Raw genomic sequence first — 12,538 nt, forward strand, 5'->3', positions numbered from 1 at the left:
GCTGCCGAGCTACCGGGGATCTTGGTCCTATGCGAAAATCCTAGTATGCGGCCACATGGCTGGCCGGTCTCCCTCATCACGTGGGCGCCTGCTCGCCGCGCTCGGGCTCGGCATGGCCGTCGCGTCGTCACCCGCGCTCGCCGCCGGCGGCGCGCCCGCGCCCGCCGCGGGCGACCTCCGGGCGCGCGGCGTGCCGTGGATGCGCGTCTTCGACGCGGAGGACGGCATCCCCCAGATCACCATCAACTCCATCGCCTTCGAGCCCGGCGGCCGCCTCTGGATCGGCACCCAGGGCGGCGCGGCGTCCTACGACGGGCGCCGCTTCACGCCGCTTCCGCTGCCGACCGGCGGGGGGTCGAGCTGGGTGCAGGCGGTCGCCACGGGGCAGGACGGCGCCGTCTGGTTCGGGATGATGACCGGCCAGATCCTCCGCTACGCCGAGGGGCGCTTCACGCGCTTCGGGGCCGCCGAGGGGCTCGCGTCCGAGAGGCCGATCCGGACGCTCCTCGAGGCGCCCACGGGCCGAGGGCGCGCGCTCTTCGCCGGGACGACGGACGGCCTCTACCGGCTCGACGGCGAGCGGTTCACGCGCATCGACCTCGGCCCCGGCTTCGAGCACCCCGACGTGCGCGCGCTGCACCCGACGGCGCTCCCCGGCGGGGAGCCGGCGCTCTGGGCCGGCACGGGCGCGGGCCTCTTCCGCTGCGGCGACCGCGGCTGCGCCCGCTTTGCCACGACCGCGGAGGGGCTGCCCAACGACACGGTCGTGAGCCTGCTCGAGACCGCCGGGGAAGCGGGCGGCCGCGTGCTCTGGGCAGGCACGCGCGCAGGCGTCGCCCGGCTCGCGGGCGGGCGGTGGGAGAGCGTCACCCCGGCGAGCGTGCCGGCCCTGGCGCAGCCTGTGCGGGCGCTCGCCGAGACGGTGAGCGGCACGGGCGCGCGCACGCTCTGGGCCGCCACGTACGGCGGCGGCCTCGCGCGGCTCACGGGCGGGACGTGGACGTCGCTCACGAAGACGAACTCGACCCTGCCGGACGACCACGTGATGGCGCTCGCGGCGACCTCCGAGGCGCACGGCGGGCGTACGCTCTGGATCGGCACCAACGCCGGCGGCCTCGCGCGCCTGCGGCACGACGGATGGGTCGGGTTCACGCAGCGGAGCGCGGGCCTGTCGGGCAGCATCACGTCCCTCGCCGAGGTGCGCGCGCCGGGAGCCCAGGGCGGCCCTCCCGAGCTCTGGGTGGCCCTGAACAACACCGTGGCGCGGTCCTCGGGGCAAGGCTTCTCGCCGCTCGACGCCCCCGAGCTCGCCGGCAAGCTCGGCGACCTCGTGAGCTTCCTCCTGCCCTCTTCGCGCGAGCCCGGGGTGGTCTGGATCGGCAGCGACACCACCGGGCTCCACCGCTGGACCGGCGCGCAGCTCACCACGTACACGATGCAGAGCTCGCCGCTCCCTCACAACGGCATCTGGTGGCTGTCCGAGTCCCGCGACGGGCGCGCGCTCTGGATCGGGACGGTCGGCGGGGCCGCGCGCCTCGATGTGGACGGCGCGTGGCAGGTCTTCACGAAGGCGCAGGTGCCCCTCGCGGACGACCACGTGACCAGCATCCTCGAGACCGCGGGCGCGGGCGGGAAGGTCTCCACCTGGTTCGGCACCATGAAGGGGCTCTCGCGGCTCGAAGACGGGCAGTGGCGGAGCTACACCGCGGCGAGCGCGCCGCTCGCCTCGGACGCCATCGGCGCGCTCGCCGAGCTCAGGGACACGCGCGGCGCGCGGGTGCTCTGGATCGGCGCCCAGGGCGGGATCTCGCGCTACGACCTCGACGCGGAGGCGTGGCTCGATCCGCTGAACGAACCGTCCCGGCCGGCGCTGCCGGACGGCATTGTCTACGGCGTGCGCTCGGACGCGCAGGGCCGGGTCTACGCCTTCACCGACCAGGGCGTCACCCGCTTCACCCCGCGCGCACCCACGCCCGACGATCCCGCCGAGCTCGCCGCCTACACCTTCACCACCGACGACGGGCTGCCGAGCAACGAGTGCAACCAGAACGGCTCGCTCGTAGACAGCCGGGGCCGCGTCTGGGCGAGCACGACCGGCGGCGTGGCGGTGCTCGATCCGGCCGAGGAGATCCCGAACGCCGCGCCGAAGCCGCTCGCGCTCGAGGCGCGCGCGGCGGGCGGCGCGCTCGCCCTCTCCCCCGGCGCGTCGCTCGCGTGGGACGAGAACACCGCCTCGTTCGCGTACACGCTGCTGAGCCTCTTCCACGAGCGCAGCACGCGCTACCGCACCCAGCTCGTCGGCTTCGACGCGGCGCCGAGCGCGTGGACCGCGGAGGCGAGCGCGCGCTACACGAACCTCGCGCCCGGCCGGTACACCTTCCAGGTGTGGGGCCGCGATCACGCCGGCAACGTCGCCGGCCCGGCGAGCGTCGCCTTCCAGGTCCGGCCCGCGCCGTGGCGCACGACCTGGGCGTACCTCGGCTACGCCGCGGCGCTCTCCGGGCTCGCCTACGCCGGCATGCGCCTGCGGCTCCGGGCGCTGCGGCGGCGCACGCGCGAGCTGGAGTCGCTCGTGGAGCAGCGCACCGCCGAGCTCAGGGCCGCCAGGGACGCCGCCGACGCCGCGAACCAGGCGAAGACCACCTTCCTCGCCAGCATGAGCCACGAGCTGCGCACGCCGCTCAACGGCATCCTCGGTTACGCGCAGCTGCTCCAGCGCTCCGCGCGGCTCGCCCCGGAGGATCGCCCCGGCGTCGACGTGGTGCGCCGGTCGGGCGAGCACCTGCTCACCCTGATCGACGATGTCCTCGACCTCGCCCGCATCGAGGCAGGGCGGCTGGATCTCGCGCCGGGCGACGTCCACCTGCCGTCGCTTGCGCGCACGGTCGCGGCGCTGTGCAAGGTGCGCGCGGCGGCGAAGGGGCTCGCGTTCGTGCTCGAGATCGCGGACGGCACGCCGGCGTGGGTGCGCGCCGACGAGAAGCGGCTCACGCAAGTGCTGCTCAACCTGCTCGGCAACGCGATCAAGTTCACCCGCGAGGGGCGGGTGACCTTCCGGGTCGCGCCGCGCGGCGGACAGGCGCCCGGCGGCGTGCTCTTCCGCGTCGAGGACACCGGCCCCGGCATCGCGGCGGCGGATCTCGCCCGCATCTTCGAGCCGTTCGAGCAGGCCGGCGACCTTCGCGCGCGCGTGGAGGGCGCGGGCCTCGGGCTCGCGATCACCCGCCACATCGTCGACCAGATGGGCGGCCGCATCGACGTGGAGAGCGCGCCCGGCGAGGGCAGCACCTTCACCGTGGCGCTCGACCTGCCCGTGCTCGCCGGCGCGGCGCCGGCCGGCGAGCGGCGCGGGGACGGGGCGATCACGGGCTACGAGGGCGCGCGCCGGGCGATCCTCGTGGTCGACGACCACGAGGACAACCGCGCCTTCCTGCGGGACGTGCTGGTGCCGCTCGGCTTCGAGGTCGTCGAGGCCGCGGGCGGCGAGGCGGCTGTCGCGCTCGCGGCGGAGCGCCGGCCGGACCTCGTGCTGATGGACCTGCGCATGCCCGATCTCGGCGGCGACGAGGCCGCGCGCAGGATCCGCCGGATCCCGGGGCTCGCCGGCCTGCCCATCGTGGCCACGTCGGCCAGCGTGGAGGCGCCCGAGCGCGCGCGCAGCGAGGCCGCCGGCTGCGACGGCTTCCTTCCGAAGCCGATCGATCTCGGCGCCTTGCTCGAGCAGCTCGAGCGCCGCCTCGCGCTCACCTGGGTGCGCGCGGCGCCCGAGCGCGCACGCGGCGTGGACGGCGTCGCCGGCGGCGCCGGCGACGGGGCGTCGCTGCACGGCGCGGTGCCCTCGCCGGAGGAGCTCGCGCGCCTCGCCGATCTCGTCGAGCGGGGTCGCCTCCAGGATCTCCTGCAGCGGCTCGCCGCGCTCGAGGCGGAGGATCCGCGGCTCGCGCCGTGGATCCGGGAGGTGCGCGGTCTGGCCGAGGAGTTCCGGGTCCGCGAGCTCGGCGCGCGGCTGGTCGCGGCCGAGCGCGGAGAACAGGCGCCGGCCGGCGGAAGCCGGATCACCGGCGCTGGCGACCCTGGCCCCTGATCCCTGACGATCAGCGGTCGGCCGAATGCGGCTGCAAGGTTCCTGGACGACGCCTACTCGGCGACGACCTCGTCGAGGGTGCGCGCGTTATCGCCCGCAGCAGCCGGCGCTGCCGCGTCGCCGGCTTCCGGCAGGGGTGCTGCCGTGCAATCGCGCGCAGGTGGCACCGGGTCTGCTTGTTCATCTGAAAACACGCTTCCATGACGTGGCTCCGCGCGCGGACAAGTCCGCACGCGAGCTCGTACCAGCGCCGCGAGCTCATGCGCCCACAAAAGCACGGAACCATGAACCTGCCAGAGCGAAGCCTTCATTCCCCGCTCAGCCTCAAAGAGCGTCAAATCAGAGTACAAGAGTCGGCTCCAGGCGAGGGCGACCGCATTAAAGTGTGATGTAGCGTGCGACCGACAGGACGCCGGGTCTCACGTGACACCGTGACCTGACTGCCGTTCGCTGGACCCTGTAGAGCGTCAGTAAAAATGGCTCTCCCGCACTCTTGCTGAAGTAGGGAAGCGAGGTCTTCCCCAGCCGTTTGACTCGCCCGGCACCGATCTCCAGGCGCGCTTCGTTGCGATGCTCGGCGCATTACATCAGCTCCCGGCGGGCCGCCATGGGACCAAGGTCCAATCGACGCCCCCGGCGCACGTGTTCTAGACCTTCCGCGCCCTCGACGACGCGCGGACGCCGGCGAGCCTCGCGTCCACTCGCCGGGACTCGACGTCGGCGAGCGCGTCACGCCGGGCTGAAGAGCGCGAGGCACCGATCGGCGAGGACGCCGCCGACGAGATCGACGGGCGCGCCGGAGCTCTCGTTCATCCACCGCGCGGGGACGGCCAGCTCGCGCTGCGCGCCGCCGGTCGCCGCCGTGACCTCCTGCATCGTGCAGCCGAAGACGACGCGGCTCACCCGGGCGAGCCAGGCCGCGGTGAAGCACATCGGGCAGGGCTCCACGGTGGTGTACAGCGTGTAGCCGGTGAGGTCCGGCCCGGCGGCCGCGCAGGCGCGGCGGACGGCGCCGACCTCGGCGTGCCACGTGAAGTCGCGCTGGGCGTTCACCTCGTCGGTCGCCTCGGCCACGACGGTGCCGTCGGGGGCGGCCACCAGGGCGCCGAACGGCGGCTCGCCCGCGCGCTGCGCGCCGCGCGCGAGCTCCAGCGCGCGCGCCATGCGCGCCTCGTCGCGGCTCATCGGACGAGCCTCGGGTCGAGCAGCGACTCGGGCGCCGGCGCCTTCTTGACGAGCTTGGACTCGACCGCGAAGTAGACCACCGCCTTCATCGAGGCGTACACGGGGCCGGCCTTCTCCGCCGTGCCGAAGAGCTGCTTGTTGTCGGCCAGGTCGTAGATCTTGTCGCCGCTCAGCATGCCCTTCACGTCCTCGGGCGGAGCGCTCAAGTACTTGCCGACGATGGGAATCGCCTTGTCGGGCTCGCCGCGCAGGACGCGCACCCCCTGATCGATGGCGCCGATGAACCTCGAGCAGGCGTCACCGGACTCGGCGAGCCGCGATCGGCGCACGGCCACCGCGTCCATGATGGTGTCGGGGACGCTGGCGCTCGAGAAGATCACGCGACCGCCGCCCTTGGTCGCCTTGGTGATCCACGGCTCCCAGGTGACCGCGGCGTCGACCTTCCCCGCCACGAACGCGGCCCCGGCATCGTCTGCGCTCATGCTCGTGACCTTCACGTCGTCCGTGGAGAGCCCGGACTTCTTCAGGCCGGCGAGGAACAGCATGTGATTGACCTCGCCGAGGGTGAGCGCGACCGTCTTGCCCTTGAGATCGGCCATGGACGCGACCCCCTCCTTCGCCACCACCGCGTCCGCGCCGTTCGAGCTGTCGATGAGCGCGATGGCCACGATGTCCGTGTCGCCGTTGCCGCTCAGCACGGCCAGGTTCTGCAGGGTCGTCAGGCCGATATCGAGCTTCCCCGCGGCCAGCGCCGGCAGCGTGTCTCCGGGGTTCGAGAACGGCTTGAGCTCGACGTCGAGGCCAGCCTGCTTGAACAGCCCGAGCTCGTTCGCGATGAACACGCCCGCATAACCGATCCACAGGTCGTGTCCCACGGTCAGCTTCACCGGCGCGTTCGCCGCGGCCCCGGGCTTCTCGCCCGGCGCGGCGGCGGCGGGCATCTCGCGCGCTGGCTCGTCCTTCTTCGAGCAGCCTGGCGACAGGAGGAGGCAGGCGAGCGCTGCCCCGAGCTCTAGCACGACGGTCCTTCGGTTCATGGATCCTCTCCCCTCGGCGTATGCGTGAGCCCGAGGAGCAAGCGGCGGCGCTGCTCCTCGGGGCGGGCCTTCCCCCGCAGGAGCGAGAGAATATCCCGTTTGAGGCGCAGCAACGCCTCGTCGAGCTTGAGGTCGGGCGAGCGATCCGCCCGGGGTACCGGCACGTCGATGGTGGCCACGACGCGGCCGGGGCGCTCGGAGAAGACCACCACGCGATCGGACAGGATCAGGGCCTCATCGACGTCGTGGGTGACGAAGAGCGTCGTGATCCGGTGATGTCGGATCACATGGAGCAGGAGCCCCTGCATCTCCTCACGTGTCTGGGCGTCGAGGGCGCCGAACGGCTCATCCATCAGCAGCACCTCCGGCTGCGCGGCGAGCGCCCGCGCCAGCGCGGCGCGCTGCTGCATGCCGCCGCTCAGCTCCGCGGGCGCGCTGTCGCGGAAGTCCCACAGATCGACGAGGCGCAGCAGGCGCTCGACGCGGTCCGCCTCGCGCTCGGAGCCGGCCTGCCGCGCCCGGCCGCGGTGGCGGGCCAGCGTCAGCGGGAAGCGGACGTTCTCCCGCACGCTGAGCCACGGGAAGAGTGTCTGTTGCTGGAACACGACGCCGAGCTCGGCGCCGGGGCCGAGGACGCGTTCGCCGCCGAGCGTGACGGCCCCGGTGGTCGCCGGCTCGAGCCCCGCGACGATGTGCAGCAGCGTCGATTTCCCGCACCCGGAGGGGCCCACGAGGCTCACGAACTCGCCCTCGCCGACATCGAGGTCGAGCGGGCAGAGCGCGCTGGTCTCGCCGCGGCGGCCGGCGTACGCCTTGCTGACGCCGCGCACGGAGAGCGTCACGCCTCGCGCCCCCTGGCCCAGCGGAAGAGCCGGCGGTGCGCTGCGCCGAACGCCCAGTCGAGCCCCAGGCCGATCGCGCCCAGCACCGCCAGGTACGCGTAGATGCTCGGCGTCTGGATGAAGCGATAGAACCTGAGGACGCGGAAGCCGAGGCCCTCGGTGGCGGCCACGAGCTCCGCGACGACGACGTAGCTCCACGCCCACCCGTTGCACATGCGCAGCGCGCTCCAGATGCCGGGGAGGGCGGCCGGGGCCAGCACGCGCCAGACGATCTCCCGCCGGGTGGCCCCCAGGCTCTGGCTGACCTGGAGCAGCGGCGCCGGGACCCGCCGTACCTCGTCCGCGGTCATGAGCAGCAGCTGGAAGAAGGTCCCCAGGAGGACGAGGAGGACCTTCGCGCCCTCGCCGATGCCCGCAACGATCATGACGAGCGGGATCAGCGCCGGCACGGGGACATAGCGGAGGAACTCGGTCGGCGGCTCGATCAGCGCGGCGATCGAGCGGAACGCGCCGGCGAGCACGCCGAGCGGGACCGCGAGGAGCGCGGCGGCCACGAACCCGGCCGTGACCCGAAGGAAGCTGTAGCGGACGTCGAGCCAGAGCTCCGCCGAGCCGAGCGCGTCGACCGTCGCCTGCCCGATGCTCGCGAGCGTGGGAGCGAGGGCGGTGTTCACCCCGTCGCGGCCCGCGAGCCCGGCGTACGCCGCGACGGTGGCGAGGAAGCTCGCCGCGCCGAGCGCGAGACGGACCCGGGCGGGAACGGGGCGGCCGAGCGCGAGCCAGCGCGGCGGTGGTCGCTCGCACTGTCGCGACGGGGCTCGCGGCGCTCGGTCGCCGGGCATCCGTCAGCCGAAGAGCTGCATCACCGCGGCGCTCTCGGTGACGTAGGCGAACGCGTTGCTCATGCAGAGGATCGCGGCGTCGTGGAGCTCCCGTGAGGTCCCGGCCACGGCGTCGACCGGGAGCAGCACGCGGTAATCCAGGTTCCTCGCGGTGAGCACGGTGCTGAGCACGCAGATGTTGGTGCACACGCCGCAGCAGATGAGGTTCTCCACCCCCTTGCACCGGAGCAGCAGGTCGAGGTCGGTGCCCAGAAAACAGTCGTAGCGCCGCTTGGTGAAGATCCGGTGATCCTGCGGCTCGATCCGCAGCCCATCGACCATCTCGGCGCCGCGGGATCCCTCGAGGCAGTGCAGCGGCTCGAACTCCAGCTCGATGCCGAAGTCGCACCCATCGGCCCTGTGCATCTCCTGGGTGAAGACGACCGGCAGGCCGTGCCCTCTCGCCCACGCGGCGAGCGCGTTGACGCTCCGCACGATATCGAGCGCCCCGCGCGCCTCGCAGGGCGCGCCCTCCTCGACGAAGTCCCGCTGCATGTCGATGACGAGGAGGGCGGTGGTGGCGGGGCGGACCTGGTCGAGGGGCAACGGGCGGATACGCGGCGTCATCGCTGGCCTGGACGTTCGACGCGCAGGGGACACCGGGCACGTCGAGCTCGCTGAGGTGTGGTGAAGTGGTGAACCGACCGTCTCTACATCAGCCGGGAATGCAGCGCTAAAAGGCTGAACGGAACTTAGCGGGTGCCTCGCCGGAGGGTCAAGCGAGACCTGGGTGCGTGAGCACTTCGAGAGGGCGTGAGGTCGCCCGCTGTGTGGAACAAGGTGCGAGGGGGAGGGGCAGAGGTCTCTCGGCGCCGTTCGGCGTCGCCTGACGTCTACCGCGTCGCCATCGGCTGCGCGCCGGTCAACTTCTTCCGCCGCGCCATCGCGTAACGCACGCCGGCCCGGAGATCTCTCAGGAGGGCGATCCCCTCCAGCGTCTCGCCGAGGCTCGCGAGCGCCGCGGCGGTGCTGGCCGACATCCCCACGAGGACGCTCTCGGCGCCGAGCAGGCCCACGGCCTGCACCGCGCGCAGGAGGTGGAGCGCGACGGCGCTGTCGATCATCGGGACGCCGGTGAGATCGACGATCACGAACTCGGCGTCGTGGCGCTCCACGCCTTGCAGGAGCGCCGCCATGAGCTGGGTGCCCCGCATCGTGTCGAGATGGCCGATGAGCGGCACGACGATGACCCCGTGGTCGATGGGCAGGACCGGCGTCGAGAGCGCGGCTATCGTCTCGAGGAGGCGCGACTGGATGGCGAGGAGATCGGCCTCGGTGCTCCGCAGCGCCTCTTCCGTCCTCTTTCGTGCGGTCATGTCGACCACGACCCCGACCATCCCGATCACACGCCCGCTCGCGTCGCGGAACGGGACGTTGTTCTCCAGCGTCCAGCCGTCGCTCCCGTCCTCGAGCTTCCACCGGAGCTCCACGTTGATCCGCGGGATCCCCTCGGACATGATGATCTCGTCGTTCTCGCGGTAGCTGCGCGCGACCTCGTCGACGAATATCTCCTCGTCGCGCTTCCCGACGATCCTGTCGCTCGAGAGGCGATAGTGCTCCGCATAAGCCTTGTTGACGGCGAGGTACCGGTGGTCCCGAGCCTTGAAGAACACCATCGCCGGGATCGCGTCGAGCATCGCGGCGTACCCCGAGGCCTCCGCCGCGAAGAAGCTGGCCAGGAGCTCGTGCTCCCGTGCGACGGGCCGCGCCTCGCGTACGGCCGAGCTGGGCCGCTGCGCCTCGGCCAGCGCCTGTTCGAGCTCCGCGACGCGCCTGCGGAGCGCCGCGACCTGCTCGTGCAGCGACGTCTCGCTATCTGGGTCTGAAAGACACTGCATTAAAGGGTACCACGCGTCGGCCGGGCCACGGCGACCGCATGATTGTCGGGGGCGCAACACTTGTCAAGCGCTCGATGTCCGTTGTCGACTCACGGCGTGTCGTCGGTGTGGGCCGGCAGGTCCCGTGGATGTCGACCAAGACGTTCCTCGCCCGTGCGGAGGGCGAGCGCGCGCTGTTACGCGCCGTTACGCGCCGTTTACCCGCCGTTGACGCGCCGTTTACCCGTCGTTGACGCGCCGTTCAAGCTGGACCCGTGCTCATTTGTCAGGACAGGATCTGCGGAGGGCGAGAATCTACCTCGTACAACGCGGACGATGATTGTCCGTCGCGCGTGGCCGATGAAGCGGCGTGGACGTGAGATTCGTTGTCTCGCGGTCCTCGATTCCCGGTCGAGTGGAACCACGGAGGCGCCTTGAACGATCGGCTCTTCCCTGGTCGATACGCGCCATGGCCGGGGGTGGCCCCGCCGCCTGCGCGAGGCCTTGTGTCTTGGCCGGCTGCGGCGCAAAGCGCGGCGCGTGAGCGTTTCGGGCGTACCAATGAGCGCCGCGGGCGCGCGCCGCGCGGCGAGCGGGCGCAGGGTAGGCGCACCAGCCGGCGCGTCGCCGGCCCGTTCACACGAGAGAGCGCACCATGAAAACGCAACCGAAACGCCTCGCCGCGGTCCTCGCCTGCCTCGCTGCCGTCCTCCCGGCGTGCGCCGAGAGCGAGGCCCCGGCCGCGCCGGAGCTCCGCCGCGTCGCCGGCTTCAGCACACCCGAGTCGGTGCTCCACGACGAGGAGCGCGACGTTTACCTCGTCTCGAACATCGTCGGCTCACCCGTCGAGAAGGACGACCGCGCGTTCATCTCGCGCGTCTCGCCGGACGGCGAGATCCTCGACCTGACATGGATCGACGGCGCGTCGGAGGGCGTGACGCTGAGCGCCCCGAAGGGCATGGCCATCGCGGGCGGCAGGCTCTATGTGGCCGATATCGACGTGATCCGCGTCTTCGACGCGAGCGACGGCGCGCCCATCGAGGACATCGAGGTGGCCGGCGCCGGCCTGCTCAACGACGTCGCGGCCATGCCCGACGGGTCGATCGTGGTCTCGGACTCCGGCGTGGCCATCGGGGAGGGCGGGTTCACCCCGATCGGCACCGACGCGCTCGTCGCGGTCGATCCGGGCGGGGAGGTCTCCCGGCTGATCGCGGATCCCGCGCTGCCGCACCCGAACGGCGTGGCGTGCGCGGAGGGCGAGATCTGGGTGGCTTACCTCGGCGCGGCGCGGGTCGACGCGCTCGACGCGCTCGACGTCTCCGCGCAGCCGCGGCGCGAGATCTCCCTGCCGGCTGGCACGCTGGACGGCCTCGTGCGCCTCGACGACGGCCGGCTCCTCGTGTCGAGCTGGGACGCGGGCGCCGTCTTCGAGATCGACCCCGCCGGGGACGCGGCGCCGCGCGTCTCCACGCTCGCGGAGGATCTCCCGAGCCCCGCCGATCTCGGCTGGGACCGCGCCAGGAATCGCCTGCTCGTCCCGCTCTTCAACGACGGCGAGATCGTCCTGCTCGACGTGAAGTGAGCCGGCGGAACAGCGCTTTGGGCCCAGGGGCGGCGCGGTTACGCTGCGCCGCCCCGGCCGGCCCCGCGCTGTGTCTCCGCGGCGAGAGACGCGCCCTTTTCCATCAGGAGCGACGATGAAGACCCAGCTCACCCGACTGCTCGAGCCCACCGATCAAGCCCAGGCCTGGGGCGCGCTCAGAGAGGCCATCTCCCGCCTGGAGCGCACGTCCTCGGCGAGCGGCGCCGGCCTGGCCCGGTGGGTCGGCGTCTTCACCCGCACGCGCGATCGGATAACGATACAGCGGCTCTCCCGGCCGCTCGTCGTGCTCATCCTCGACGGCGCGAAGCGGATCTTCCTCGACGGCCCGGACGGCAACACGCGCCTCGTCGCCCGGGAGGGGCAGATCCTGCTCGTGCCGCAGGGCATCCCCCTCGAGCTCGTGAACGAGCCCGATCCCGAGCGCGGCGCGTACCGCTCGTTCACGATCGAGCTCTTGAGCGAGGTCGACGAGCGGCTCCAGCGCCGGTATCCCACGCTCTGCGTCCAGCGGGGGCTCGGCGGCTTCGAGGCGGATCGGCCGCACCTCCTGCGCTCCGCGATGCCGTCGATCCAGGCGCTGATCCACCTCGTGAACACGCTCCTCTTGCCCGGCGCGCACGCGCTGCTCATCGAGCACCGGCTGGAGGATCTCATCCTGACCTTGCTCCTGCAGCACCGGGAGCAGCTCGACGAGGCGCGCGCCGCCTCCTCGACGCTGGCGCTCGATCCGACGCTCGCGGTGCGGGCGCTGGTGCGCCGCGATCCGGCGCGCCCGTGGGCGGCCCCGGAGGTCGCGCGCGCGCTCGGGGTGAGCGACGCGACGCTGCGCCGCCGGCTCGGCGCGAAGGGGGTCTCGTTCAGGGCCCTCCTGTGGAAGGAGCGCCTCGATCTCGCCAAGGGGCTCCTGCGCTCGGGGCGCCACGGCGTGCTGGAGGTCGCGACGGCCTGCGGCTACGACTCGGCGTCGCGCTTCGCCGAGCAATTCCGGCGCTCCGAGGGCGTCAGCCCCTCGGAGTACCGCGCGCGGCACCGGGCGAGCGCGAACGACTGCTGGAGCGAGGAGCCCGAGCTCGACGCGAGGTGAGGGGC

At 72.6% G+C, this 12,538-nt stretch carries 9 protein-coding genes; 3 read left to right on the forward strand and 6 right to left on the reverse strand.

What is annotated here, in order from left to right; all coding sequences use genetic code 11:
* Window positions 1–55: 55 nt before the first annotated feature.
* Window positions 56–4,084: an ATP-binding protein gene (locus tag WME73_RS19285; protein WP_437916650.1), complete on the forward strand. Its 4,029-nt coding sequence runs from the start codon at window positions 56–58 to the stop codon at window positions 4,082–4,084.
* 729 nt (window positions 4,085–4,813) lie between these two features.
* On the opposite strand, the gene WME73_RS19290 is transcribed toward WME73_RS19285, so the two are convergent.
* The 6 genes from WME73_RS19290 to WME73_RS19315 all read right to left on the reverse strand — a co-directional run bounded on the left by WME73_RS19290 (window position 4,814) and on the right by WME73_RS19315 (window position 9,867).
* A complete protein-coding gene (locus WME73_RS19290; RefSeq protein ID WP_437916651.1) occupies window positions 4,814–5,269 on the reverse strand; it encodes a nucleoside deaminase in 456 nt (151 codons plus the stop codon).
* Window positions 5,266–6,306 (reverse strand): aliphatic sulfonate ABC transporter substrate-binding protein, encoded by a 1,041-nt coding sequence (locus WME73_RS19295; RefSeq protein WP_437916653.1) that lies wholly within the window; start codon window positions 6,304–6,306, stop codon window positions 5,266–5,268. The genes WME73_RS19290 and WME73_RS19295 overlap by 4 nt, the downstream gene beginning before the upstream one ends.
* On the reverse strand, window positions 6,303–7,148 hold the full coding sequence (locus tag WME73_RS19300; protein ID WP_437916654.1) for an ABC transporter ATP-binding protein: 846 nt from the start codon (window positions 7,146–7,148) through the stop codon (window positions 6,303–6,305). The genes WME73_RS19295 and WME73_RS19300 overlap by 4 nt, the downstream gene beginning before the upstream one ends.
* Complete coding sequence (locus WME73_RS19305; RefSeq protein WP_437916656.1) at window positions 7,145–7,990, reverse strand: ABC transporter permease; 846 nt, start codon at window positions 7,988–7,990, stop codon at window positions 7,145–7,147. The genes WME73_RS19300 and WME73_RS19305 overlap by 4 nt, the downstream gene beginning before the upstream one ends.
* A gap of 3 nt (window positions 7,991–7,993) precedes the next feature.
* On the reverse strand, window positions 7,994–8,596 hold the full coding sequence (locus tag WME73_RS19310; protein ID WP_437746879.1) for a cysteine hydrolase family protein: 603 nt from the start codon (window positions 8,594–8,596) through the stop codon (window positions 7,994–7,996).
* Window positions 8,597–8,862: 266 nt separating this feature from the next.
* Window positions 8,863–9,867: a PAS domain-containing protein gene (locus tag WME73_RS19315; protein ID WP_437916657.1), complete on the reverse strand. Its 1,005-nt coding sequence runs from the start codon at window positions 9,865–9,867 to the stop codon at window positions 8,863–8,865.
* Between the two features lie 634 nt (window positions 9,868–10,501).
* Between WME73_RS19315 and WME73_RS19320 the strand changes: the two genes are divergently transcribed.
* Together WME73_RS19320 and WME73_RS19325 are read left to right on the forward strand one after the other, a co-directional pair.
* Window positions 10,502–11,428: an SMP-30/gluconolactonase/LRE family protein gene (locus WME73_RS19320; RefSeq protein WP_437872793.1), complete on the forward strand. Its 927-nt coding sequence runs from the start codon at window positions 10,502–10,504 to the stop codon at window positions 11,426–11,428.
* A gap of 115 nt (window positions 11,429–11,543) precedes the next feature.
* Window positions 11,544–12,533, forward strand: coding sequence for a helix-turn-helix transcriptional regulator (locus WME73_RS19325; protein WP_437300456.1), 990 nt, complete (start codon window positions 11,544–11,546; stop codon window positions 12,531–12,533).
* The last annotated feature ends 5 nt before the right edge of the window (window positions 12,534–12,538 follow it).

The organism is Sorangium sp. So ce302 (assembly GCF_051530145.1).
In the GTDB taxonomy this organism is placed as follows: domain Bacteria; phylum Myxococcota_A; class Polyangia; order Polyangiales; family Polyangiaceae; genus Sorangium; species Sorangium cellulosum_B.